Genomic DNA, 24,688 nt, shown 5'->3' with positions numbered 1-24,688 from the left:
GCATGACGACCTCGACAGAAGCAGAGGCCCAGTCTGCGGTACGGGCGCCGGCCCAAGAGCGCACGCGTACGGCGAGGTCCGCGGTCGGACTGGGGTTGCGGATGCGCCGGAACTGGCAGCTGTACGCGATGCTGGCGCTGCCGCTGATCTGGCTGGCGATCTTCGCCTACTGGCCGATGTACGGCGTGATCATCGCGTTCAAGGACTACAACGTGGTGTCCGGGATCTGGGGCAGCCCGTGGGTCGGGACGAAGCACTTCCACCGGTTCGTGGAGTCGTACCAGTTCTGGCGGCTGATCAAGAACACCGTGTACCTGCACGTCTACGAACTGGTGGCCACGTTCCCGCTGCCGATCATCCTCGCGCTCTGCCTGAACACGATCCGGAAGAAGTGGTTCAGCCGGTCGGCGCAGCTGATCACCTACGCGCCGCACTTCATCTCCACGGTGGTCGTGGTCGGGCTGGTCGTCGTACTGACGAACCCGAACACCGGGGTGGCGAACAAGTTCCTCGGGCTGTTCGGCTTCGGGCCGGTCGACATCATGGGCGACTCCGGGATGTTCCGGCACATCTATGTGTGGTCGGGGGCGTGGCAGACGATGGGGTTCGCCGCGATCATCTACCTGGCCGCGCTGACCAGCGTGCCGCCCGAACTGCACGAGGCGGCGATCGTGGACGGCGCGTCCCGGCTGCGGCGGATGTGGCACATCGACCTGCCGGCGATCGTGCCGGTGGCGGTGATCCTGCTGATCCTCAACATCGGCTCGATCCTGTCGGTCGGGTTCGAGAAGGTGCTGCTGATGCAGAACAACCTCAACCTCGACACCGCGGAAGTGATCGACACCTACGTCTACAAGATCGGTCTGGCCTCGGCGGTGCCGCAGTTCAGCTATGCGACGGCGATCGGGTTGTTCCGCTCCGTCATCGGGCTGGTGCTGCTGGTGCTGGCGAACACCTTCGCCCGCCGCTTCGCGCGGTCCAGCCTTTGGTAAAGAGTGGCCAGTCTCTGGTGACTCAAGTGCTGGCCTGGCGGTGGAGTCCTGCCGCCAGGCCGGCCGACAGCAGTAGCGCGCAGGTGCTGGTCATCGCGACCAGCACCTTCACGCCGTTCAGTCCGGTGGCGATGCCGGTGCCGAGCACGATCCCGGCCGCGACCGCGAGTACGACCAGGCCGAGCCAGATCAGGAGGGCGGCGCGCTTCTCCTGCTGCGCGATCGCGGCGTACACGACCAGTTGCAGTACGGCGTACGCCGAGCCTGAGACCGCGAACAGCCACGTGTAAGGACCGAGTGCCGCGTACTTCTCCTTGCCGCCGATGATCGCGACGATCAGGTTGGGCAGCACGAGGGTGCCGATGACCGAGCAGGCACCGAGCCCCGCGACGGCAACGATCGCCCGGCGTAGCCGGAGCGTGTCACCGGGGGAGCTGGCCAGTGACGGGAACACGAGCACGATGACGAACTGCGGCAGGAACAGGCACGCCTTCGCCACGATCAGGCCGGCTGCGTAGTACCCGCTGTCCCTGCCGTCCAGCAACGCACGCGCGAACAGGACGTCCGCGTTGGCGATCGCGAAGAACGCCAGCAGGGTGTGCGTGCCGTGCACCGTCTCCCGCAGTACTTCCTTGACGTGCCCGGTCGTGGCGCCTCTGGACCCCCGCAGCAGGAAGCCGCCCAGCAGCGCAGGTACGGCGGCGCCGAGAGCGAGACCCAACATCGCCCAGTCGAGGGACGGGTGCAGCAGTAGTGCACCACCACCGAGCACCAGGCGGCCGACGCCGACAGCGGTGTAGACGGCCGCGAGTTCGGTCCAGCGCTGGCTGCCCTGCAGTACACCCAGCTGTGAGCCCATCATCGTCAGGAAACCGAGTGTAGGAGCGAGCAGGAGGATCGACACCACGGAGTCGATATGCAGCATCCACATGAACAGTGGCGTCGCCAGCAGGGACACCACGGTGAGCCCGAGCGCCGCCCGGCGGCCGGCCTTGAGCATGGCATCGCCCAGCGCCGCGGCGTCGTCGCCGGAGCCGGTGTGGGTGGCGAGCTGGCGGGCCCCGGTCGCCTGCAGTCCGAGCGAGGCGACGTTGCCGATCAGCAGCAGCCCGAGCAGCGCAGTCATGGCCCCGAACTGCTCGGGCACGAGCGTGTGCGTCCCAATCAGGGTGAAACCGTAGGCGGCTACGTTCATGATGGCCATGCCGACGGCAACGACCGTGGCGCTGCGCAGGAATGCCAGTCGTCTGGGCTCTTGCTCCGGAGTGGTGTCTGAACTCATGCTCTACTGCCTCAGGGCATTGGGTGGGGAGGTGGTCATGTCAGAACGTGCAAAGCGCGTCCTGCCGTGGTTGTGGCCTGTCCTGCTCACCCTGCTGATCACTGCTCCGCTACTCGCTCCAGGCTTCGTGGTCGGCTACGACATGGTGTTCGTGCCGGACCTCACGGTACGGCTTGACCTCTTCGGTGTCACAACGGCCATGCCGCGCGCGGTCCCGTCGGATGTCGTCGTGGCTCTCCTCGACGTGGTCGGCGGCGTACTGGTCAACAAGCTCGTCCTCGTGGCCATCCCATTACTCTCCGGCCTCGGCATGACCGCTCTGTGGCGCGAGGTCCGGCTGGGTGGCGCGCTGCCGGGCGCTGCGGCCGCCACGCTCTACCTGTGGAACCCGTTCGTCGCCGAGCGGCTGCGGCTCGGTGCGTGGGCCCTCCTCCTCGGGTACGCCGCGCTGCCGTGGCTGGTGCGGTCTGCGCTACGACTGCGACGGGGACAAGGGTGGCCAGGGTTCGTGCTGGCGTCGGCCGGTTGTGCGCTGACGGCGTCGGGTGGAATCACCGGACTGCTGATGGCGGGGCTGATCCTGCTTTGGCCGCCACGGGCTCCGAAGATCTGGCCGCTGGGCGCAGCACTGCTCGTCAATGCACCGTGGCTGGTGGCGGGTCTCGTCCATGGCGGAGGTGCAACCAGCGATCCAGCCTCGGTGACTGCGTTCGCGGCACGTGACGAGGGCTATGGAGGAGTGCTGCCCACACTCCTCACGCTCGGCGGCGTGTGGAACGCAAACGTTGTCCCCGGCAATCGAGGCGCCCTGCTGCCGACGATCTTTGCAGTCGTCATGCTGGCCCTGTCGGTGGCCGGCGTCGTGCTGTGGTGGCGACAAGAACGCGTAGTCGGCGCACTGGTGACAGCAGCCGCAGTCGCTTTGCTCATCGGGTTGGCCGGGGTGGTCGCGCCGGGTGCGTTCGCTCAGGTCGTTGCGCACGTGCCAGGAGCCGGCCTGTTCCGCGACGGGCAGCGCTATCTGCCACCACTGATCCTGCTCGAGTCCGTCGGCTTCGGTGTTGCAGTGACAGCTGTACTCCGGCACGTTCGCCTCCAGCGTGTCGTGGGGGTCACTGCGGTGCTCCTGCCGATCGCCGCTCTGCCCGCGCTGGCCGGGGGAGCCGGCCTGAAGGTCTCGGAGTATCCGTCGGACTGGCAGCAGGCACAGCACGCGGTCGCCGGTCGCTTCATTCCTTGGCCCTACGAGACCTATCGGGCACCGGTGTGGAACAGCCGCCGTCCAGTGCTCGACCCGATGCCCCGCTACTTCGCGCAGCCTTCGATCGCTCCCGACGAACTGATCGTCGGCGGCCACCGCCTGGCCGGCGAGGATCCACAGGCGGCCGACGTGGCGACCGCGATCCGGGCCGGCGTGCGGGACGGGTCGGATCCGACCGACGTTCTGCTGCAGCACGGTGTGGGCTGGATCGTGGTCGATCGCGAGGCGGGCGGTCCGATCCCGACCACGCTGTTGCACGGGCTCAAGGAGGAGTTCTCCGGTCCGACCGTGACCGTCTACCGGCTCGACGGAACGCCCGTGCCGCAACACCACGCGCCCTGGCGGGTTGTCGTCGTACTGGCTGCCTGGGCGGCTGCCGCGGCGACCTTGATCGCCGCTCTGGTTTCTCTGGCGAGGCGTTGTTACTCTTCGGTTCACTTGACCGGGAGGGGACACGTTCCATGGGATCACTGATCGGTGCGGCCATCGCCGTACTCGCCGGACTGGCAGTCGCTACCACGACGGTTGTCGGGGTGGTGCAGTCGGTGAAGGACGACCCGGCGCCGCCGCCCGGCCAGACGCAGGGGCAGGCGGACGACCCGATCGTCGGCTACGGGGTGAAGTAGGCGTCAGCAGCCGGTCGAAGGCCAGTGCGGCCGCACACCAGGTGAACTTGCCCGCACTGGCCGACGCCCCTTCCGACAACCGCTGCCGCAGTGCGTCGTCCTGCAGCAGCGCGGTGATCGCGCCGGCGAAGTGCTGCGGGCTGTCCACCAGCACACCCGACGTTCCGTCGTGGACGGACTCTGTCGGGCCGCCCGCACTGCGGTAGGCGACCGTCGGTACGCCGTGACCCGCGGCCTCGCCGACGACCAGACCCCAACCCTCTTTGAGGCTTGGCAGTGCGAGCACCCAGGCCTCGTCGTACGCCGCGTGCTTGTCGTCCTCACTCACATGGCCGCGGAACTCGACCGCGTCCCGCAGACCGCGCTCGTCGATGTACGCACGGAGCGAGTCCTCCCACCAACCTGAGCCGACAACGATCAGCCGGGCATCGGGAAGGACCGTGCGTGCTTCGGCGATCGCGTCGACCGCGTGCTCGAGTTGCTTGTGCGGAACGATCCGTCCGACGCAGACGACCGTTGGCACTGTCGATTGCGGGCGCTGGCGTGGCGGCGCCGGATCGGTGCCGTTGTGGATCACCGTGATGTTGCTGACGCCGAGTCCGATGAGTTCGTCGCGGGAGGCCGACGACACGGTCACATAAGGGCAGTCGTCGTACAACCGTGGTGCTATCCGCGATTCGAGCCACCAGCCGAGCCGGCCGCGCCAGCCCGGGTACACGACCTGCCATTGCTCCTGGTGCACGTGATGCACGAGGACGACGACGGTACGACGTACGAGACGGGTAAAGAATGGGAGTCCGTTCTGCACGTCGACAACGCGGTCGGGTTGGTGCAGCAAGGCGTGCAGGAGACCGCGGAGGTACACCGTCACCTTGGTGCCTCGATACACGTACCGGACGTCGTGGCGACGGGCTTCGCGTGGGCTCCCCGGGTACGCCGCGCACAGCACGGTCACCGACCAGCCCAGTGCTGCAAGGCCTCTCGCCACCTCCTCCACATAGCGCTCCGAACCTCCACCTTCCGGGTTCGTCGTGTCCCGCCAATTCAGCAACAGCACGCTCTGCGCACGCACCTGGTCAGCCCCACCCCTCCGGTCACCTCCCCCGAGGTAATGGGCCGGGACGTTACCAAGGAGTAACGATGTCCGCCAGACCTCGCGAGATCCGTTAATGTCCCGCCTGTGCAGGTGATGACCAACGCGACGGAAAACCCGGAGTGGACGGCCGATCTCGGCCGTGCGGTCCGGCTGTTCCGGGCGTTCGGAGTCGAGCAGTCGGATCCGGATCGCTTCTACGAAACGCTTGCTGCAGATTCGGTCGGGCAGGTCCGGCAGTACGCCGAGCTGCACGGCGCACTGCTGCTCGACGTCGGTGGCGGGCCCGGGTACTTCGCCGACGCGTTCCGCCGGGCTGGAGCGACGTACTACGCGATCGACTCCGACCTCGGCGAGTTGAGCGGGCGCGGCGAGCCCGCACCGGGGACTGTGCTCGGCAGTGGAATGGCGCTGCCGGTCGCTGACGCCGCAGTCGACATCTGCTTCTCGTCCAACGTGCTCGAGCACGTGCCCGACCCATGGCTGATGGCTGACGAGTTGGTCCGAGTCACTCGGCCCGGTGGGACGGTCTTCCTGTCGTACACCGGCTGGTGGGGACCGCATGGCGGTCACGAGACCGCGCCGTGGCACTACCTCGGCGGACACCGCGCTGCCAGTCGGTACGAGCGACGTCAGGGGCATCCGCCGAAGAACCGGTTCGGTGAGTCGCTGTTCCCGATCACAGTGGCCGGGGGACTGCGGTGGGCTCGCTCCTGCCAGGCAGCGGACCTCGTCGCGGCCGTGCCGAGATATCACCCGCGCTGGGCGTACGGCGTACTCGCGGTGCCCGGTGTGCGGGAGGTCGTGACCTGGAATCTCGTCCTGGTCCTCCGGCGCCGATGAGGAGACTCAAGGCGGGCAGTTCGGAGCAGGTGGTCTGGCGAGCGAGGCTCGTGCTGGGCTGCCTGGTCTTGATCGCCCTGTGCTTCCATCAGGCGCCCGGCAAGATCGTGCCCGACACCAAGCTCGACCTGACCGCCGGACCCGGCGGCTTCCTCGTTCGGGCCCTGCACCTGTGGGATCCACAGGGTGCCTTCGGTCAGCTGCAGAACCAGGCCTACGGCTACCTGCTGCCGATGGGCCCGTTCCACTGGCTCCTCGACTCGCTGTCGGTGCCGGACTGGATCACCCAACGCCTGTGGTGGTCATTGGTCCTGTGCGTCGCGTTCCTCGGTGTCTGGAAGCTGTGCAACGCCCTGCAGTACGGCGTGCCGTGGACGCGCTTTACCGTGGCGCTGCTCTACGCACTGAGCCCTCGCATGCTCGGCGAGTTGTCGATCACCTCGATCGAGGTGTGGCCGATCGCGATGGCTCCGTGGGTGTTGCTGCCACTCGTCACGCCGCGCGCCCGCTCAGGCTGGTGGCGGGTCGGCTGGTCGGCCGTGGCGTTCGCACTGGTCGGGGGAGTCAACGCCGTCGCGACCGGTGCGACGCTCGTACTGCCGGCGATCTGGCTGATGACGCGACGGCTGGACCGGTCGACGCTGAAGGTGGCGGTTGGCTGGCTCGGCTGTGTGGTGGCGGTTTCGGTCTGGTGGCTCGTGCCGCTGATGCTGCTCGGCAGGTACAGCCCGCCGTTCCTCGACTGGATCGAGAACGCCCGGGTGACGACCGGCATGGCGAGTGTGTTCGAGTCTGTCCGCGGTACGTCGCAGTGGCTCAACTTCCTGTCTGGCGGTGGCGGACCGAGCTGGCCGGCCGGCTGGCTCTACGTCACGCAGCCGATGCTGATCCTCACCACCGCAGCCATTGCCGTGCTTGGCCTTGCGGGCCTCGCGATGGGCTCGTTGAAGAACCGCGGATTCCTGCAGCTCTCCCTTGTGGCAGGGCTCCTGCTGGTGACGCTCGGCCACGCCGGCGCGGCCGGCTCACCCTGGGCGCCGCAGTTGCAGGAGCTGCTCGACGGACCGCTCGCAGCGCTTCGCAACACGCACAAGTTCGAGCTGGTCGTCCGACTGCCACTCACCCTCGCCGCAGCGCACTCCCTGAGCCGTTTCGCCGAGTGGGCGGTATCGCATCGCATCCACCGTCGCGTCGTACCGGTGCTGGTGGCCTGTCTGGTCGTGTCGGTCGCAACGCCGGCCATCTTCGGTCAACTGCCCAGGAGCGAGGGGTACGACGCTATCCCGGCGCACTGGCGGGAAGCCGCCTCCTGGCTCGACAACCAGTCCGCGCCAGGCAGTGTCCTGGTCGTGCCGGCCGCATCCTTCGCGGACTTCACCTGGGGCTCGACGAAGGACGAGCCGTTCCAGGCCTTGCTGAAGCGACCCATGGCCGTGCGAGACGCCGTACCACTGGGGTCTGCCGGGACGACGCGATGGCTCGACGAGGTGGAGCGCCGGCTCGGGTCCGGCGTGGGCGACCAGACACTGCGGCAGGCCCTCGCGCGTGCGGGCGTCAGGTACGTCGTGGTGCGCAACGACCTCAGGTACGACGCGCAGGTGACGCCGACCATGGCCGTGCACGAGAGCCTGGCCGAGTCGGGCATCAAGCGAGTTGCATCCTTCGGCCCGCCCACCGGCAGCACGATCGAACAGCCCGGTGTGACGCTCGACGGCCACATGCGGCTGCCCTACCCGAGCGTGGAGATCTACGACGTCAGTGACACCAGTGCGGGCCGGCTGGTGCCGGAGTCGCGACTGGTGGAAGTCCGCGGCGCGGCTGAGGACGTCCCGGCCGTGTTGACGGCGCTCGGCGGTGATCGTGACGCGGTGACCAGCTCCGACGCCGTCGGGCGACTCGACGGACTACCGCTGATCCAGACCGACGGCATGCAACGTCGTGAGGTGTCGGTCGGCCGTCCGGCCGAGAACTACTCGCCCGTGCTCACCGCGACCGAGCAAAGCCGGCAACACCGTCGCACCCTCGGGTACGACGACGGCACCGCAACTCCGAGTACGACCAGGACGTGGGGTGGCGGCATTGCCGACGTACGCGCGTCCTCGTCGGCATCGGATGCGGACGCCACGTTGCGGACCGGGCCGGGCAACGGATCGTTCGCCGCGGTAGATGGCGATCCGTCCAGCCGCTGGATCTCGGGGACCTTTGGGCGGAGCAGTGGGGAATGGCTGGAGCTGACCTTCGACTCGCCGCGCACGGTCGACGGGCTGAAGGTCCAGTTCTCGCTGGCGCCACCGACGACCGAGCCGGTCCGGACGTTGCAGGTGGACACGGACGCCGGATCGCTGACGTCAGTGGTCTCGGGGTCGGGCGATCCGCAGAGCATCCCAACCCCACCGGGCCAGACGAAGCGGCTGCGGCTGAGTGTCGGTGTGACCGACGGCAAGAACCCGAGTGGCGTGTCGATCGCCGAGGTGACCCTGCCGGGCATGCAGGCGGTCAGCCGGCTCAGCGTGCCGACTACAGAGCGGCAGCCGAGCGCACTGGTGTTCAGGAACGAGCAGATCGGGCGGTCTGCCTGCCTTCACGTGGACACCCGGCCACTGTGCCGGCAGAGCGTCGCCAAGGACTCGGAGGAGCCGACCGGCCTCTTGCGCAGTGTCGAGCTGCCGCAGGCGGCGTCGTACCAGCTGCACGGGACCGCACTGCCGAAGGACGGCGCGACTCTCGAAGGCATGCTCGTGGTGCGGGGTGCCATCACCGCATCTGCCTCGTCCCGAGCCGTCACGGCTCCGGAAGGGCGACCGGGTGCTGCCGTCGATCGTGATCTCGGGACCGGCTGGGTAGCGGACCCGAGCGACCCGGCTCCGAGCCTGACCCTGAAGTTGCCTGTGGCAAGGGAGATCAGCGGGCTGCAGTTCCTCACCGATCCGTATCTCACGGCCTCTCAGCCGACCGAGGTGCTGCTGCGGTTCGACGGCGGTGCGCCGACCCGGAGCACGGTGGACTCCGAGGGCTACGTTCGGTTCGCCGAGCGGAAGGCGCGGACGGTCGAGGTCGACTTCGCCGAGACCCGACCGACGGTGGACTTCGACTCGGCGACCGGGTTCGCCCAGACCGCGCCGGTCGGTGTCGCCGAGGTGCGAGTGCTCGGCGCCGACGATCTGCGCAAGGCACTCGACCTGAACAGCCAGACCGGGGCGTACTGCGGCTACGGGCCGGGGGTGCGCGTTGACGGCGTACCGGCGGACACAGAGCTCAAGGCGACGGTGCGAGACCTGCTGCAGCGGCGGCCGGTCGCGTTCAGCACGTGTGGAAAGGACTCCGCGGTTCCACTGCAGGCAGGACGCCATGCCGTGGATGTCCTGGCCGGTGGCGGCTTCGTACCGATCGAGACCACGCTGACCAAGGCAGGTTTCAGCGACGTCTCCGTCACGCCGGTGCAGGACGTGGACGTGTGGCGGCCGAACCCTGCTGAGCTGACCGCCGAGGTGCCTGCCGCAGACGAGCAGTCCGTGCTGACCGTCGCCCAGAACTACAACGACGGCTGGGAGGCGTACGACGGCACTGGCCACAAGCTGACGCCGATCCGCATCGGCGGCTGGCAGCAGGGCTGGGTGCTCCCGGCCGGGCCCGAGCAGGTGGTGACAGCCCGCTTCATGCCGGATCGCACGTACCGCGGCGGCCTGCTGGTCGGACTGCTCGCACTGCTGTCGGTGATCGCCATGGCCGTGTTCTTCCGGCGTCGGTCCAGGCATTCGGGGCATCGCCTGCGCGAAGGCCGCAACGTCGGGCCATGGGTCGCTCTGGCCCTCGGTGCGGTCGCGGGCACGGTCATGTCCGGGTGGATCGGCCTCGCTGCCGTTGCGATTGCTGCCGTCTGCTCGTGGTTCCTGCCGAAGCGGGCCGTGCTTGTGGTGGTCGCGGCTGTGGTGACGCTGGGGACTCTGGCGGCGGCCGTTCAGCCCTGGCCGAACGGAGATGCCGGAGTGACCTCGGCAGTGGTCCAGTCGTCGATCTTGTTCGGATGTGCGCTGGCCTTGTTGTCCACGTTCACCGGTGAGACGTCGTACGACTTGTCTCGCCTGCCCAGGCGCATGATGGGCCGCTCCATCCCGTAGTAGCTCGCTGCGGCGACGGCGGCCGAGATGACGAGCGTGGGGAAGAAGAGCAGGGCGAACCTGCCGCTGAACAGGTTGTAGCCGCTGACGCGCTCGACCAGGCCCAGCACGATCAGGTGGTACGCGAAGACGCCGTACGAGATGTCTCCGGCGATGTGACCGACTCTCCCGCCGAGGACGCCGGCGATGCGGGTGGTCGGGGTCACGGCCGGGAAGAGAACGCACGCTGCTATGGCCGTGTAGAGGATGGCCTTCACGAACGCCTGGCCCGGTGTGGACGCGGACAGGTTGTACGGCCCGGCCACCGGGCTCGCAGCGAGGAACAGCAGCGCTGCACCGGCACCCCAGACCGTCCCTGGGACCTTGGTGAGCGTGTCGAGCGCGGACGGCCCGAGCCGGCCGCTGCTGCGAGCCACCTGCCACAGGGCGAACCCCATCCCGACGGCGAACCAGCCGACGTACCCGGGGAGCCAGAGGCCCGCCTGCGGGTGACCGGTCGCGTTCACAGCGGCCATCCAGACCGGTCCGAGAACGATCAGCACTCCGAGTACGACGAGTCGCCAGCGCACGCTGCGTCGAGTGGGACGCTCGTACCCGGTCAGCAGTTTCGCCAGCCCTGGCAGGAGAAGGTAGAACGCGACCTCGGTCGCCAGACTCCACAGCTGGGTGAGTCCGTCCGCCGCCGGCCCGTGGAAGTAGATCTGGGTGAGGGTGGCGTGCTGGAGATACGTCGCCCAGGTCACGCCGTCCTTGTGCGGCACGAGGACGACGGCGAGCACTACTGCCAGCCAGAGCGCCGGCAGGATCCGCAGTGCGCGGTTGCGCAGGTAGGGCAGCGTGAGCGGCGGCAGCGTCCCCTCGAACCACGCCACCGCGTGCGGCCGGTAGAGCAGGAACCCGGAGATCGCGAAGAAGATCGCCACCCCGATGTCCAACCGGGCAAGGATCCCGGCGAACGGCCCGTTCAGCGAGGTCCCGGTGTGAAACCCGACATGGGTGGTCAGCACCGCAAGCGCACCGACAGCCCGCAATCCGTCCAGCGCCGGGAATCTGGTCCGTGTCATCTGGGCAATCCGATCTCGAGGTTCTCGATGCACAGGTTCGTCGCGGGATCGGAGGAGCGTAGCCGCAGTTGTGTGGCGGTGATCCGGGGCGACGGGCCGAAGTACATGTTCCCGGCTCCAGCGGGCCAGTCGGCCGCAGGGAGCGCCGCGACGTTGCCGTCGGCGTCCAGTAGTTCGATCGCCACGGTGTTCTCGCGGTTGGAGAAGTACGCCGCCTTGACGAACCACTCCGCGGTCGCGACTCCGGACTGGGTGGGCACCAGCGGCACGGTCACCGGATCGGTGCCACGCACCAGCAGGTTGCAGAAGGAGTTGGCCTGCGACGTCGGCGCACCCCGTGACCAGACCGCGAGCTGCGACCGGCGGAGGTGCCCGGTGTCGTCGACCAGCAGCGGCTCACTGGTCGGTGCCTGCAACTGGAACGGAATCCTGGCCATCCTCAGCACAGGCGACAGCCGGATGTCTGCCATCAGCGCGGTGGCGATCGACCGCGGCATCGGGGTGTCCCAGAGATTCACGTTCGGTCCGGCCCGATCCAGCTCCGCGGTGACGGTCGCGAAGTACGCCTTTGCCGGGTTGTTGCCCCACTCCCGGGCGAATCCGGCGTCCGACACGACCACGCCGACGACCAGACAGGCGACGGGTACGACGGCCAGCCGCAGCTGGACCGTCCGAACCGACAGCACCACAGCCAAGGTGAGTGGGATCGAGAGATCGGACCAGTAGTGGTAGTGCACGGTGAAGATCGACCCGAACCCACGGAAGCGTCCGTAGGACACGAGGAGCACGGTCACCAGAACGTAGACGGCGACCGAGGCCCACAGCAGCAGCGCACGCCGGTCCCGTCGCCACGCGGTCGCGAGCAGCACGATGGCGACCAGGCCGCCGAGCGCGAACGCCGCGGCGGGAGGCGTGGCGACACTCATCGACTGCCCAGTCCCGGCCCAGGTCCAAGGGCCGCCGACCAGCGCGGACAGCGGCACTCCGAAGCCGCGCGCCGTGAGCTCGAGCAGCTTGCCGGGGCCGGGCAGCCGGCCGGTCGACGGATTGCCGTGCGTCAGGTAGAGGATGCCGAAGGCAATGATCGGCACGGTGAGCGCGGCGGCGTACCGCCACCAGTCGCGGAGCAGGTCGCGAAGCGGATCGGTGCGCAGATAGAGCGCCAGGGCAACGGCCGTGACCAGGATCAGGGCGGATTTCTCCCAGCAGGCCACCGAGATCAGCAGCGACAATGGGCCGTAGGCAACGGCCCGCCGGCGGCGGCCGTCGTGCCAGTCGATGGTTGAGTGCAGCAACAAGAGACCGAAGACGTGCGCGGACAGGTTGTTCACACCACTCGACAGCGACATGAACGACGGCATGCTGAGTGGGGTGATCGCGTAGAAGATCGTGCCGATGACCACCCACCAGTTCGAGCCCAGGATGCGTTGGAGGAGCAGACCCATCAGGGTGATCGCGAGCGCCTGCATCAGCACCCGCCAGCCGATGGTGAAGCCATGGTTCAGCGGAGCGACGTCGGCGAAGATCGCGTAGACGAGGCGGAGCCCGGGCGCGATGTGGTCGTTGACCGGTGTCAGCAGCTCGGCGGGCGCGAACCCGCGGCTGCCCTGGACGAGGAAGTCGAGGTCGTCGCTCAGCCACGAACCCCGGCGGGCGAGCAGTCCGAGCACGGCAGACTGCAGCACCGCGATGGCCACGACGACCCCGCGAAGCACCGATGTCTGTGGTGGCGCCGGCACCGCCCAGTTCCCCCTCATGCGGCGCGACTATATGACAGTTCGAAATTCCCGCCCGCATCGTCTGTTCAAGGTGGCTACCCGCTGGTAGCGTCCCGCGAACAGACCGGGAGGGGTTGCAGTGGGGACACGCAGTCGTGCGGTGTTGATCGGGCTCGGGGTGTTCTTCGTCGGCGTTGCGGCGCTGGCCAGGTTCTATGCGTATCCAACGCTGGCGGTCGCGCCGGCGGGCCAGATCGCACATACGGTGTCGGCCGGTCCGGACGCCACCATCTTCAGCGTCGCGGACCTGAAGGAGAAGAAGGGCGTCGAGCTGGAAGCCCGGCGGACGGTCCGCGGTGACGTGGCCGCGGCCGAGAAGATCAGCAAGGCGCTGAATCGCAAGGTGGTCGTGTTCGACACGGCCGTGGTGACGGACGACTCCAAGAACTACAAGTTCCCCGACGACGCGTCGCTCACCGGTCTGATGCCGCTGAGCTTCGTCCAGGAACGCGTCGTCCTGGACGCGCGCACCGGTGAGGCGGTGCGCTGGAACCCGTCGGGTGGCGACGACAGCGGCGAGTACATCTCGACCACGCTGGAGAAGGCGGACCGGCTCAAGCCCGACCCGAAGAGCCCGCTGTTCAAGGGGCACGATGGTCTGGTGCTGAAGTTCCCGTTCGGCACCGAGAAGAAGACGTACTCCTTCTGGGACACCACGCTGCGCAAGGCGTTCCCGATCCAGTACAAGAACGAGACCACGCTGGACGGGCTCAAGGTCTACGTCTTCGAGCAGGAGATCCCGAAGCAGGAGGTGCCGCTGGCCAAGCCGCTGCTCGTGCCGGGCAGCCTGGTCGACGACTTCAGCGAGGACTCGGTCGCGGTGCAGCGCACGTACAAGAACACCCGGACCTTGTGGATCGAGCCGATCACCGGAGCGATCATCAAGGGCGAGGAGAAGCAGCTCGCCACCATCGCGTACGACGGTGAGGACAAGCTGACCGCGACACAGGTCACGATCGCGTACGACGACGCGACCGTGAAGAAGAACGTGAAGGGCGCGACCGAGAACGGGGTCGACGAGGGCGGCTACCAGTCGAAGGCGGCACAGCTGCACCTGATCGGCTTCTGGGTGCCGTTGCTGTCGCTGATCCTCGGACTGCTGTTGCTGGGGGCCGTCGGCTTCCTGCAGACGCGTCGGCGGACTGAGGCGGACTGACCTACGGCTTGTGCGCGGACCAGATCGCGGTGCCTGGGACCAGGCGGCCGCGGTCTGGTCCCCAGCCACCCCAGACCAGGTCCTGCCCGGCCGGCCACTCGGGCTCGAGCAGGTCGTCGACGACGAACCCGGCGTCGGTGAGGTCGCGGATCCAGTCACCGGTCGTCCGGTGGTGTTCGGCGTACACCGGCGTACCCGCGGCGTCGACCTCCACGTACGGCGTCCGGTCGAAGTAGGAATGGGTGATCCGCAGGCCGGCCGGAGTCGGGTCGTCCGGCATGGTCCAGCGGAACGGATGGGTCACCGAGAACACGAGCAGGCCGCCCGGCTTCAGCGTCCGGGCGATCTCGCGCAACGCGGTCCCGGCGTCGGCGACGAACGGCAGCGCGCCGAACGCCGAGCAGACGATGTCGAAGGTGGCGTCCCGGTAGGGGATCGCGGTCGCGTCGGCCGCGACCGTCCGGACCACGGTGCCGGTGCGGGCGTCGAGCTCTCGCGCGATCCGGAGCTGCTCCACCGAGATGTCGAAGGCAACGACGTCCGCGCCCTGCTCGACCAGCCACCGCGAGCACTGCGCGGCGCCGCAGCCGACCTCGAGGATGCGCCGGCCCCGAACCGGGCCGAGCAGTTGGGCGTGCTCCTCGTCGACCCCCTCGGGACACCAGATGAAGCGGGCGTCGCCGAGGAAGTCGCCGTGTTCGGCGAGATACTCGCCGGCCGCCGAGTTCCAGTAGGCCCGGCTGGCCCGGGAGGTCTCCGCCTCGGTCAACTGCACCCGTACCGGCCCGGTCACGAGGGAAACTCTAGGGCGTGAGGTTGGCCCGGGTCTCTTCAACGTCCATGCCGTGCAGGCGGAGCAGATTCTCGCCGAGAATCTTGCGCTTCGCCTGCTGTGTCAGCTGCGGATAGCCGTACCCGGCGCAAAGGTCCTCGGGGATCTCGAAGTTCCAGAACGCCTCCAGGGCCCACTGCGGTTGCCAGAGCGGCGCCTCGCTGCCGTACACGATCTTGTCCTCGCCGCACCAGAACAGCAGCTTGCCGAGGATCTCGGCGAACTGTCGTGGCGCCCGGACAACGAAGTTGATCGTCGCCGCCAACGAGGCATACAGGTTGGGATAGCGGATCAGCTGCCAGCAGGTCTCGTCGATGAACGGCAGCCCCACGTGGAAGATGACGAAGTTGATGTCCGGGAAGTTGGCCGCTGCACCGTCCATGTCCCAGGTCTGGGTGTACTCGATCGGCTGCGGCCCGAGCGGTACGCCCTTGTGTACGCCGATCAGGTTCACCCCGAGTTCCTGGATCCGCTCGAACACCGGGAACGCCACCTTGCGATCATCCATCCGCCACGGCACCGGCCCGGCGTCCTCGTACCGCACGTTGTAGAACTTGAACGCCTTCGCACCGGCCTCCACCTGGCGGGTCACGTCGTCGAGCGCCTTCTTGCCCTCGAGCGGGTTCACCGTGCCCCAGAAGACGCTCTTCCCGGGGTCCAACTGGGCGAGTCTCGCGCACTCTTCCCATGGCGACAGGCCGTCCTTGTACAGGTCGGTCAGCGGCAACGGCATCGCCACCAGCATGTCGGTGTCGGAGTGCGCGTAGACCATGTCGCGGATCTCGTCGACGGTCCACCGGTGCAGGAACTGCTCGGGCGGCATCACCGGTTGGCCCTCGGGCGTCAGCGTCGCGTGGAAGGCGTACAGATGGTTCGAGAACATCTCGCCTGCGCTGCCGTAGGCGTTGTCCTTGTCGAAGTTGAACGGGTGCGCCACACCGTCGAACACGATGGCATCGCCGATCACAATTCCTCCTGGTGGGTTGGTGCCGGCCAGTGCGCGGCGACGTACTGGGCCGGGTCGCCTGCCTCGCTGGGCGGCGGCAGGAAACGCAGCTTGCTCCGGGCGCTGTCCGCGAGCCGCTCCGGACTCCAGGCCTCGTCCCAGACGATCCGCACCGAGGCCTCCCGTACGCCGGGCAGCCCGGCGACGGCGCTCTCGACGTCGGTCAGCACGCTCGTCGCGAACGGGCACCAGCCGGATGTCAGCAACAGATCGACCTCGGCTCTGCCGTCGCTGATCGACGCGCGGTGCAGCAGACCCATGTCCACGACGGAGATGCCTTTGTCGCGGCAGCAGGGGTCGTAAACGTCCCGTAGCACCTCGGTCACGATCGGGTCGACGGTCATCCGGCCTCCTCCTTCTGCCTCCCTTCCGAGTCTCCGACCGTCCGCACGACTCGTCCAGAGCGTGTCGCGCGCGCCGAACTGATGCGCGTCGCCCACGGTCTCTCCGATCACTAGTGTTCGGCTGTATGAGCGACTTCGCGGCCAGTGCGGTTCCCTTGACGGGCGGGTACGGCGGTCAGACGTATGCGGTCAGCGCCGGCGGCGAGGACGCCGTACTGAAGTTGTATGTGCAGGACCCCGGGCGGGCCGCGGTGGACGCTGCGCTCCTCCAGCTCGTCCGCGGGCTGTTGCCGGTTCCGCGAGTACTGGACACCAAGCGCGAGGGATCCGCCGAGGACCCGCCCTATCTGCTGACCGAGCGGCTGCCGGGGATGAACCTGCAGGTCTATCTGGAGACGGCGGGGGAGGACGAACGCCGGACGGTCGGCGAGCAGCTGGGTGAGCTGCTGCTGCGGCTGAGCGGGATGCCGTTCCTCACCTTCGGGATGTTCCGTGACGGCGAGCTGGCGATCGAGCCGTTCGGGATGGGCGACCTGGAGCGGTACGTCGCGGGCCTCGACCTGGGGCTGAGCCCGGAGCAGTCCGAGCGGTTCGCCGGCGTGATCGCCGAGGCCGAGGACGTGCTGGCCGACGGGGTGGACCGGGTCTGCCTCGTGCACAGCGACTTCAATCCGAAGAACCTGCTGGTGGACCCGGCGACCGCGCGGATCACCGGGCTGATCGACTGGGAGTTCGCCCACGCGGGGTCGCCGTACACGGATCTGGGAAACCTTTTCCGGTTCTGCGTGGACCCGGTGCTGGCCGGGGCGGTGCTGAGCGTGCTCCGGGGGAGTGGGCTGGAGCTCGGAGACCCGCTGGTGGACCTGGGCCGGGCGGCCGATCTGTGGGCGCTGCTGGACCTCGCCGCGCGGTCCACCGAGCACGAGATCGCGGCCGCCGCGCACGACCTGGTGGCCCGAATGGCGGACACCAGTACCCTCTCCGGAGGACGACCCGCCCTGGACGTCGTACATTGAGATCAGTTGTTCATTGTCAGGCACGTCGGGAGACCTCGGCGGGCGGCCGGTAGGCACCGGGTGCCCCAGGTTGTGCTGCCTTCGTCAGGACCGGTATTCTGTCAGGTGCGCTATGGGCCCGCGCGACCTCGGACGGAGCAGGCTCGTGCTCGCAGCAGTCGGTGGTGAATCTGTGCTCTTCAGGCAATCCAGCGGTTTGATGCGATCCAACGGTTCATGACGCGACCGCACAACACCACCAGTCCACGGAGCAACCCACCACATGACGGCCAGCATCGAGGCACCTCTCGACCCCGCAGTACGCAGCACCCCGCAGGTAGCGGTCAATGACATCGGGTCGGAGGAAGACTTCCTCGCGGCGATCGATCAGACCATCAAGTACTTCAACGACGGCGACATCGTCGAGGGCACCATCGTCAAGGTCGACCGGGACGAGGTCCTGCTCGACATCGGCTACAAGACCGAAGGCGTCATCCCCTCCCGCGAGCTGTCGATCAAGCACGACGTCGACCCGAACGAGGTCGTCAACGTCGGCGATCACGTCGAGGCCCTGGTTCTCCAGAAGGAGGACAAGGAAGGCCGTCTGATCCTCTCGAAGAAGCGCGCCCAGTACGAGAAGGCCTGGGGCACGATCGAGAAGATCAAGGAAGAGGACGGCGTCGTCACCGGAACCGTCATCGAGGTCGTCAAGGGTGGTCTCATCCTGGACATCGGCCTGCGCGGCTTCCTGCCGGCCTCCCTGGTGGAGATGCGCCGGGTCCGCGACCTCCAGCCGTACGTCGGCCAGGAGATCGAGGCCAAGATCATCGAGCTGGACAAGAACCGCAACAACGTGGTCCTGTCCCGCCGGGCGTGGCTGGAGCAGACGCAGTCCGAGGTGCGGATGAACTTCCTCACCCAGCTGCAGAAGGGCCAGATCCGCAAGGGCGTCGTGTCCTCGATCGTCAACTTCGGTGCGTTCGTGGACCTCGGCGGCGTCGACGGTCTGGTGCACGTGTCCGAGCTGTCCTGGAAGCACATCGACCACCCGACCGAGGTGGTCGAGGTCGGCCAGGAGGTCACCGTCGAGGTGCTGGACGTCGACATGGACCGCGAGCGCGTCTCGCTGTCGCTGAAGGCGACCCAGGAAGACCCGTGGCAGCAGTTCGCCCGGACCCACCAGATGGGCCAGATCGTGCCCGGCAAGGTCACCAAGCTGGTTCCGTTCGGTGCGTTCGTCCGCGTGGAGGAGGGCATCGAGGGTCTGGTGCACATCTCCGAGCTGGCCGAGCGGCACGTCGAGATCCCGGAGCAGGTCGTCCAGGTCAACGACGACGTCATGGTCAAGATCATCGACATCGACCTGGAGCGGCGCCGGATCTCGCTGTCGCTGAAGCAGGCCAACGAGGGTGTCGACCCGGTCTCGGACGACTTCGACCCGACGCTGTACGGCATGACCGCGACGTACGACGACCAGGGCAACTACGTCTACCCCGAGGGCTTCGACCCGGAGACCGGCGAGTGGCTCGAGGGCTTCGACAAGCAGCGTGAGGAGTGGGAGCGGCAGTACGCCGAGGCCCACGCGCGCTGGGAGGCCCACAAGAAGCAGATCGAGGACGCCAAGACGGCGGACGTCGAGGCCGGCGAGGCGTCGACGTACTCCTCCGCCGCGGCTCCGAAGGACGACGCTCCCGTCGAGGGCGCGCTCGCTTCCGACGAGGCGCTGCAGGCCCTCCGCGAGAAGCTGACCGGCCAGGGCTGATCCTGACTCGGTAAGTACGTAAGGCCCGAGACCCCCGCATCCCCGTACTGGATGCGGGGGTCTCGTCTGTCCGCGCGTCGGTCAGTCGTAGGGGAGGCGGGGCTTCTTCCGCTTGCCGAAGTCGATGCCCCAGCGGCCGCGGCCCTCGCCCTTGAGTTGGCTCTTCAGTTCGATCACCTGCGCCCTGGCCGCGCTGGCGGCGAAGAAGCCGACCCGGTACGGCTCGTTCGGCGCGCCTGCCTCCCACGCCGGCACCTGCACCTCGCCGTACCGGACCATCCGGACCGGGGGTTCTTCGCCGGCCCGGATGCGGGCCGCGTCCTGCGCACAGGCCGGCACCCGACGCGTCGGTCCGCTGGCCGGCGTCCAGACGACATCTGTGCTCGACGGTCCGTGCTGTGGGTTGAAGAAGCACGGCGTACGCCGCTCCGGCAGGGGATCGCCCGTGACCCGGGCCCGGGCGCACGCCAGCGCGTACCGGCCGGCGGTGAGGGTGTCGACCATGGTGCTGACCGACTCGGCCGAGGTCAGCTTGTCGACCATCCGCTGGGCGGACTCGTAGGCATCGAGCGCGGTCTGGTAGTCCTGCCGCGTCTCGGCGTCGAGTTCGCCGGTCCGGACCTCGCCGAAGCGCGCGAGCTCCTCACCGAACTGGGTCACGTCCTCTTCGGCCATCGATCGGACCTGCCGCAGATCGAGTGCGCCTCTACGTCGAAACCACCCCATAAGTCATGGTAGGCCGCCACTGACTAAGGTGCTGGCGTGCTGAGAGTGGGACTGACTGGTGGGATCGGGTCCGGGAAGAGCGCTGTGTCGTCGCGGCTGGCCGCTCGTGGGGCGGTTGTGATCGACTCCGACGTACTCGCGCGCGAGGTGGTCGCAAAGGGGACCGATGGGCTCGCCGAGGTGGTGGAGGCGTTCGGGAACGACGTACTGACCGCCGAGGGCGAGCTGGATCGGCCCGCGCTCGGGCGGATCGTGTTCGGTGACGAGTCGGCCCGGCGGCGGCTCGAGGCGATCGTCCATCCGCGGGTTCGCGCCCGGGCCGCCGAGATCGAGGCGCAGTCGCCGGTCGCCGCGATCGTCGTGCACGACATCCCGTTGCTGGTCGAGACCGGCCAGGTGGATCGGTTCGACCTCGTCCTCGTGGTCGACGCGCCAGTCGACGTACAGCTCGAGCGGCTGACCGCGGAGCGAGGAATGACTGACGAGGAAGCGAAGCAGCGGGTCGCCAGCCAGGCGTCGCGGGCGGAGCGGCTCGCGGCGGCGGACCTGGTGGTCGAGAACTCCGGCACGCTCATCGACCTGGACCGCCGGATCGACGAGGTGTGGGCCACCCTCGAACAGCGCGCAGGCCACGGTCCGGACACGAAAAGGTGACCCTCGCGCGGTAAATGATGACTCCGGGACCGGCTGTACGAGAATCTGTCCCGGTTCGGCCCGGGGTGATCGGGCCGTGACCACCGACGGCGCGCCCCGCGCCGGTCCGGAATGATGTCCGAGGTTGGGAGGATGGCGTGGTTTGTCCGCGCTGCAACTCTGACGTCCCCGAGGTGTCGCACTTCTGCCATCACTGTGGCAACGACGTGCGCTCCGGGGATGCGGAGCGGAAGAAGGCGTACGCCGCCAGGCCCGATGAGCCGGTCGCGTCGTTCAAGCTGGTGTCCACGATCATGCCGCAGGGCTCGGGTAAACAGCCCTACACGTACAAGGTCGCGCTGGGCGTCGCCCTGCTGCTGACCGTCGTGACGGCCGCGCTCGGCGCGTTGCCGGTGGCGATCATGATCGCGGCGTTCGCCATTCCGATCGTCTACATCCTCTACCTGTACGACGTGAACCTCTGGGAGGACGAGCCGATCCCGGTCGTCGCCGCGGCGTTCGTGCTGACCGGCGTCCTGGCCGCGGTGTTCACCTGGCTCTGGTCGGACAAGCTCGCGCTCTCCCTGGACACGATCGGCGGCAACCACGCCGGCCCGTCCGGGCGCGACCTGCTGATCCTGCTCCTGCTGGTGCCGGTGGTGTCGGAGCTGATCCGCCAGATCGGCCCGCTCTACCTGGCCTCCCGGCCGCGGTACGACGACCTGATGGACGGCTTCACGTTCGGCGTGGTGGCCGGTGTCGGCTACGCGTGCTTCGAGACGCTGGTGCTGCACTGGGGCTGGATCAGCGGCGGCTTCGCCGGTCCGGGCAGCAGTGCCGGGACGTGGATCTCGATCGTGGTGCTGCACGGCTTCATCAAGCCGCTGATCTACGGATCGGCGACCGGCCTCGCGGGCGCGGAGTTCTCCGGCCTGGGCGAGGGATACGACGGCTTCACGCCGCGCTGGGTGTTCGCTTTGCTGCAGGCGATCGCGATCAACGCGCTGTTCCAGGGCGGTGTCTACCTGCTCGGCTTCGTCGGCGGCCACGGCTCGACCATCGGCGCGATCCTCGGTGTGGTCTGGGGTCTGCTGCTGCTCGGCGCGCTGATCATCCGGGTGCGGACCGTGCTGCACAAGGGTCTGCTCGAGGCGGCCCTGGAGTCGGCCGCGCGCGGTGGCTCCAACCACGCGTCGGGCGACCTGGCCTTCTGCTCGCGTTGTGAGATGCCGCTGCTCCCGCAGTCCGACTTCTGCTCCGCATGCGGCAACTCAGTGCGCTCCGTGCCGAAGTCCGCCCGCGGCCTGGCGGCCGTGGCGGGTGCGAGTGGCTACGAAGCGACGACTGGGGAGGCGCAGGCATGAGCAACCAGCAACCGCCCTACGGTCCGGGCGGTCAGCAGCCGTACGGCGGCCAGCCGGGCCCGCAAGGTCAACCGGGCCAGCCGGGCTACGGCCAGCAGCCGGGCCGGCCGCAGGGTCAGCCAGGCTATGGCCAGCCGCAGGGCCAGCCGCAAGGGCAGCCTGGGTACGCGCAGCAGCCGCCGCAGGCTCAGCCTGGGTACGGGCGTCCGCCGCAGGCACCCCCGGGATACGGCCAGCAGCCGGGCCAACCGCCGTACCAGGGTCAGCCCGGTCAGCAGACCTTCCCCGGTCAGCAACCGCCGTACCCGGGCCAGCAGCAGTACCCCGGTCAGCAGCAGTACCCGCAGCAGCAGGGCTACCCGGGCCAGCAGCAGTACGGCGGCGGCCAGCAGCAGTGGGGTCAGTACGACGGCCGTTCCCCGCGCGGCAAGGGCGGTAACAAGATCCTGTTCATCGCCGGCGGCGCGTTCGCTGTCGTCGCGGTGATCGGTGTCGTCCTCGCCCTCGTCTTCAGCGGTGGCGACGACAAGAAGGCGGAGCCGGACCCGCAGCCGACGACCAGCCAGAGCAACCAGCCGACCGGCAACGTCGACGAGGGCATCGAGGTCGCCGAGGGCGTCTTCGTGAAGCCCCAGCCCGGTTACATCCGCAAGAGCCTGGACAAGTTCACCGGCGTCTACCTGCTCAAGCAGGGCGAGGCCTACTTCATGGTGAACGCCTGGAAGGCGGAGGCCGACGAGAACACCGCGACCGTGCTCCCGCAGCTGCTGACTGCCGAGACCAAGGACCTGTCCTCGGTCAAGACGGGTCAGCCGAAGGAGAGCAAGCCGGGTCCTGACGACAAGACCGACGTCAAGGTCGTCACCACCCAGAGCTTCGACGCGGTCTCCAGCTCCCAGAACGGCAGCCTGCCGGTGGTCGGGTTCGTCGGTGTGATCGAGCGCAACGACGGCGTGATCACGATCATCCGGGTGTACGGGCGCAAGGACAAAGTGTCCACGATCCAGCCGGACTCGACGGCGATGCTGCAGTCGGTCGTCAAGAGCCAGTGAGCGGAAAGCGCGACAAGGGTTCCGGAACGGGCAACCCCTGGGTCAACCAGCCCGGTCCGGACGCGGACGACGCGGCAGAGCCGACTGAACCGGCTCTGCCGCCGTCGCCGTGGAACCTGGAGGTGCCACCGCCGCCGTCGCCGTGGGGTGACCCGGACACCGCCGGGCCGGGACCCGGACCGGCGACGGAGACAAGTTCGGCGTGGGGCGACAAGGTCGGGCCGCCGTCGTTGCGGCGGCCGCCGCCGGAGAAGAAGGGGCCGCGGGTCCCGCCGCTGCTGATCCCGATCGGCGCCGGCCTGATCGTGGTCGTGCTGGTCGCGGTCGCGCTGGTCCTGCTGTCCGGTGGCGACGACAAGACCGCGGACCCTGCTCCGAGCCAGTCCCCGGCGCCGACCGCGAGTACGCCGACGACGTCGTACCAGCCGCCGGCCAACGCGATCCCGGTCGGCTTCGGCGTCTCCGTCGTACCGATGGAGGGCTGGAGCCTGCTGGCGACGGAGACCCGCGGCAAGGAGCTGGTCACCTACGCACCGAACGGCGATCCGCGCGCGTTCTTCTGGGTCCGGCAGAAGGAGAACGTGACCGCGCAGGCGTACGTGCTCGGCATCGTCGAGGGCGAGACCGAGAACGAGATCGCCCAGCTGGGCAACGTACGGAACCTGCCGTGCCCGAAGGACGTCTTGGAGGAGTGCGTCGCGATCAGCTACACCTCCACCGCGAAGGACAAGACCGGTGCGGACGTGAAGGTCCAGGGCTACGTCGAGGCGTACCGGCGCAAGGACAAGGTGGTCACCGCGCTGGACTTCCGGACCCGGGTCGACTTCGCCCCGAAGGCCGAGGCCGACGCCGAGACGATGAAGAAGTCCGTGCTCGACAGCTTGTGATGACGAAACCAGAGACACACCGCGAGGAACAGCTATGAGTCAGCAGTACGGGCCGCCCCCGGGACCGCCTCCCGCCCCTGCTCCTGCCAGCTGGGGACCCGGACCGGGTACTCCCGCACCCGCTCCTGGCGGCTGGGGTCCGGGGCCGATGCGACCGCAGGACCGGCCGGGCAAGTCGAGCCGGAACCAGTGGATCATCATGGGCTGCGCCGTCCTCGCGGTCGTGCTCGTCGCGGTCGGCGTGGTCCTGCTGGTGACCGGTGGCAGCAAGGACGCGGACCCGGTCGCCCAGCAGACCCCGGATCCCGTCGGCACGCTGTACACGCCGTCGCCCACGCCCACACCCAACGACTCCAAGGGTCCGAACGACACCGGCGTCGAGGTCGGCTGGGGCGTCTGGTTCACCCCGGCCAAGGGCTGGCTGCCGGACTGGGACAAGTCCAAGGGCGGGAAGAACTACATCCTGCAGCAGTTCAACGCGCGCGGCCTGATCGACGGGTACTACTGGGTCCGGCAAACCGAGTTGTACGACGCCAAGGGGTTCGCCGAACACCTGGTCGACATCGAGTCGAACGGCATGCAGGGCGTCCGGATCGGCAAGGGCGTGGCGTGCAAGCCGGCCACCCCGGCGGTCAAGGCCTGCTACGCGCTGTCGTACACCGGGGTGTGGGTGGCCAAGAACGGCAAGAAGATCGCGATGCAGGGCTTCGTCACGGCCTACCAGGACCAGTTCGACCGCGTCACCGCCACCGACGCCGCCCTCGAGACCCGCGTCTACAAGCGGCGCGTCAACGAGCTGATCTACATGAACAATTCGGTGGTAAAGAGCCTCTGACCTGCGGTTTTAGAAAGTGTCGGCGGCGGGTCGTACGGT

19 protein-coding genes and 2 pseudogenes are annotated in these 24,688 nt (G+C 68.3%); 13 read left to right on the top strand and 8 right to left on the bottom strand.

The genetic code is table 11. The features are described from left to right. The first annotated feature begins 2 nt into the window (after nt 1-2). Complete coding sequence (locus tag OG876_RS38015) at nt 3-992, top strand: ABC transporter permease (RefSeq protein WP_328521559.1); 990 nt, start codon at nt 3-5, stop codon at nt 990-992. Nucleotides 993-1,014: 22 nt separating this feature from the next. Here the strand turns inward: OG876_RS38015 and OG876_RS38010 are convergent, their stop codons facing one another. Further along, a complete protein-coding gene (locus OG876_RS38010; protein ID WP_328521558.1) occupies nt 1,015-2,274 on the bottom strand; it encodes a polysaccharide biosynthesis protein in 1,260 nt (419 codons plus the stop codon). 37 nt (nt 2,275-2,311) lie between these two features. On the opposite strand from OG876_RS38010, the gene OG876_RS38005 reads away from it, so the two are divergent. Together OG876_RS38005 and OG876_RS38000 are read left to right on the top strand one after the other, a co-directional pair. Further along, nucleotides 2,312-4,009, top strand: coding sequence for a hypothetical protein (locus OG876_RS38005; RefSeq protein WP_328521557.1), 1,698 nt, complete (start codon nt 2,312-2,314; stop codon nt 4,007-4,009). Further along, nucleotides 3,997-4,086 (top strand): annotated as a pseudogene (locus OG876_RS38000) (DUF2613 family protein); the annotation flags it as partial. The gene OG876_RS38005 and the pseudogene OG876_RS38000, both read left to right, overlap by 13 nt. Here OG876_RS38000 and OG876_RS37995 read toward each other — a convergent pair. Beyond that, nucleotides 4,049-5,233, bottom strand: coding sequence for a glycosyltransferase family 4 protein (locus OG876_RS37995; protein ID WP_328521556.1), 1,185 nt, complete (start codon nt 5,231-5,233; stop codon nt 4,049-4,051). The pseudogene OG876_RS38000 and the gene OG876_RS37995 sit on opposite strands and share 38 nt — an antisense overlap. Before the next feature lie 117 nt (nt 5,234-5,350). On the opposite strand from OG876_RS37995, the gene OG876_RS37990 reads away from it, so the two are divergent. Continuing rightward, nucleotides 5,351-6,097, top strand: a complete 747-nt coding sequence (locus OG876_RS37990) for a class I SAM-dependent methyltransferase (RefSeq protein ID WP_328521555.1) — start codon at nt 5,351-5,353, stop codon at nt 6,095-6,097. Continuing rightward, entirely contained in the window at nt 6,094-10,215 is a 4,122-nt protein-coding gene (locus OG876_RS44180; protein ID WP_442914053.1) for an alpha-(1->3)-arabinofuranosyltransferase, read from the top strand. The genes OG876_RS37990 and OG876_RS44180 overlap by 4 nt, the downstream gene beginning before the upstream one ends. A 26-nt stretch (nt 10,216-10,241) precedes the next feature. On the opposite strand, the pseudogene OG876_RS37980 reads toward OG876_RS44180, so the two are convergent. Continuing rightward, nucleotides 10,242-11,279, bottom strand: a pseudogene (locus OG876_RS37980) (acyltransferase family protein); the annotation flags it as partial. After that, entirely contained in the window at nt 11,276-13,036 is a 1,761-nt protein-coding gene (locus tag OG876_RS37975) for a hypothetical protein (RefSeq protein ID WP_328521553.1), read from the bottom strand. The gene OG876_RS37975 and the pseudogene OG876_RS37980, both read right to left, overlap by 4 nt. A 100-nt stretch (nt 13,037-13,136) precedes the next feature. Between OG876_RS37975 and OG876_RS37970 the strand changes: the two genes are divergently transcribed. Beyond that, nucleotides 13,137-14,213, top strand: a complete 1,077-nt coding sequence (locus OG876_RS37970) for a DUF3068 domain-containing protein (RefSeq protein WP_328521552.1) — start codon at nt 13,137-13,139, stop codon at nt 14,211-14,213. Nucleotide 14,214: 1 nt separating this feature from the next. Here the strand turns inward: OG876_RS37970 and OG876_RS37965 are convergent, their stop codons facing one another. From OG876_RS37965 to OG876_RS37955, 3 genes are read right to left on the bottom strand one after another with little or no spacing between them, the layout of a single operon-like run. After that, on the bottom strand, nt 14,215-15,006 hold the full coding sequence (locus OG876_RS37965) for a class I SAM-dependent methyltransferase (protein WP_328521551.1): 792 nt from the start codon (nt 15,004-15,006) through the stop codon (nt 14,215-14,217). Nucleotides 15,007-15,016: 10 nt separating this feature from the next. Continuing rightward, complete coding sequence (locus tag OG876_RS37960) at nt 15,017-16,012, bottom strand: amidohydrolase family protein (RefSeq protein ID WP_328521550.1); 996 nt, start codon at nt 16,010-16,012, stop codon at nt 15,017-15,019. Next, nucleotides 16,009-16,395, bottom strand: coding sequence for a metal-sulfur cluster assembly factor (locus OG876_RS37955; RefSeq protein ID WP_328521549.1), 387 nt, complete (start codon nt 16,393-16,395; stop codon nt 16,009-16,011). Before OG876_RS37955 ends, OG876_RS37960 begins: the two co-directional genes overlap by 4 nt. Before the next feature lie 125 nt (nt 16,396-16,520). Here OG876_RS37955 and OG876_RS37950 point away from each other — a divergent pair, with 125 nt between their 5' ends. Continuing rightward, nucleotides 16,521-17,411 (top strand): phosphotransferase family protein, encoded by an 891-nt coding sequence (locus OG876_RS37950; RefSeq protein ID WP_328521548.1) that lies wholly within the window; start codon nt 16,521-16,523, stop codon nt 17,409-17,411. A 262-nt stretch (nt 17,412-17,673) separates the two neighbouring features. Continuing rightward, nucleotides 17,674-19,152 (top strand): 30S ribosomal protein S1, encoded by a 1,479-nt coding sequence (rpsA, locus tag OG876_RS37945; protein ID WP_328521547.1) that lies wholly within the window; start codon nt 17,674-17,676, stop codon nt 19,150-19,152. Between the two features lie 81 nt (nt 19,153-19,233). Here the strand turns inward: rpsA and OG876_RS37940 are convergent, their stop codons facing one another. Continuing rightward, nucleotides 19,234-19,827 (bottom strand): hypothetical protein, encoded by a 594-nt coding sequence (locus tag OG876_RS37940; RefSeq protein ID WP_328521546.1) that lies wholly within the window; start codon nt 19,825-19,827, stop codon nt 19,234-19,236. Nucleotides 19,828-19,914: 87 nt separating this feature from the next. On the opposite strand from OG876_RS37940, the gene coaE reads away from it, so the two are divergent. The 5 genes from coaE to OG876_RS37915 all read left to right on the top strand — a co-directional run bounded on the left by coaE (nt 19,915) and on the right by OG876_RS37915 (nt 24,649). After that, nucleotides 19,915-20,532 carry a dephospho-CoA kinase gene (gene coaE, locus OG876_RS37935; RefSeq protein WP_328521545.1) on the top strand — a complete coding sequence of 206 codons (618 nt, stop codon included), beginning with the start codon at nt 19,915-19,917 and terminating at the stop codon, nt 20,530-20,532. A gap of 206 nt (nt 20,533-20,738) precedes the next feature. Beyond that, nucleotides 20,739-21,875: a PrsW family glutamic-type intramembrane protease gene (locus OG876_RS37930; protein ID WP_328521544.1), complete on the top strand. Its 1,137-nt coding sequence runs from the start codon at nt 20,739-20,741 to the stop codon at nt 21,873-21,875. After that, nucleotides 21,872-22,927 carry a hypothetical protein gene (locus tag OG876_RS37925; RefSeq protein WP_328521543.1) on the top strand — a complete coding sequence of 352 codons (1,056 nt, stop codon included), beginning with the start codon at nt 21,872-21,874 and terminating at the stop codon, nt 22,925-22,927. Before OG876_RS37930 ends, OG876_RS37925 begins: the two co-directional genes overlap by 4 nt. Continuing rightward, complete coding sequence (locus OG876_RS37920) at nt 22,924-23,814, top strand: hypothetical protein (protein ID WP_328521542.1); 891 nt, start codon at nt 22,924-22,926, stop codon at nt 23,812-23,814. Before OG876_RS37925 ends, OG876_RS37920 begins: the two co-directional genes overlap by 4 nt. Before the next feature lie 148 nt (nt 23,815-23,962). Further along, entirely contained in the window at nt 23,963-24,649 is a 687-nt protein-coding gene (locus OG876_RS37915) for a hypothetical protein (protein WP_328521541.1), read from the top strand. Nucleotides 24,650-24,688: the final 39 nt, after the last annotated feature.

Origin of the sequence: Kribbella sp. NBC_00359, assembly GCF_036097425.1 — a bacterium.
Classification (GTDB): Bacteria; Actinomycetota; Actinomycetes; order Propionibacteriales; family Kribbellaceae; genus Kribbella.
This window is presented reverse-complemented; position numbering and strand designations above follow the sequence as displayed.

Coding starts and splice junctions, on each gene's coding strand:
- OG876_RS38015 (WP_328521559.1), top strand. CDS start 3: ATGACGACCTCGACAGAAGCAGAGGCCCAGTCTGCGGTACGGGCGCCG.
- OG876_RS38010 (WP_328521558.1), bottom strand. CDS start 2,274: ATGAGTTCAGACACCACTCCGGAGCAAGAGCCCAGACGACTGGCATTC.
- OG876_RS38005 (WP_328521557.1), top strand. CDS start 2,312: ATGTCAGAACGTGCAAAGCGCGTCCTGCCGTGGTTGTGGCCTGTCCTG.
- OG876_RS37990 (WP_328521555.1), top strand. CDS start 5,351: ATGACCAACGCGACGGAAAACCCGGAGTGGACGGCCGATCTCGGCCGT.
- OG876_RS44180 (WP_442914053.1), top strand. CDS start 6,094: ATGAGGAGACTCAAGGCGGGCAGTTCGGAGCAGGTGGTCTGGCGAGCG.
- OG876_RS37975 (WP_328521553.1), bottom strand. CDS start 13,036: ATGAGGGGGAACTGGGCGGTGCCGGCGCCACCACAGACATCGGTGCTT.
- OG876_RS37955 (WP_328521549.1), bottom strand. CDS start 16,395: ATGACCGTCGACCCGATCGTGACCGAGGTGCTACGGGACGTTTACGAC.
- OG876_RS37950 (WP_328521548.1), top strand. CDS start 16,521: ATGAGCGACTTCGCGGCCAGTGCGGTTCCCTTGACGGGCGGGTACGGC.
- rpsA (WP_328521547.1), top strand. CDS start 17,674: ATGACGGCCAGCATCGAGGCACCTCTCGACCCCGCAGTACGCAGCACC.
- OG876_RS37940 (WP_328521546.1), bottom strand. CDS start 19,827: ATGGCCGAAGAGGACGTGACCCAGTTCGGTGAGGAGCTCGCGCGCTTC.
- OG876_RS37925 (WP_328521543.1), top strand. CDS start 21,872: ATGAGCAACCAGCAACCGCCCTACGGTCCGGGCGGTCAGCAGCCGTAC.
- OG876_RS37915 (WP_328521541.1), top strand. CDS start 23,963: ATGCGACCGCAGGACCGGCCGGGCAAGTCGAGCCGGAACCAGTGGATC.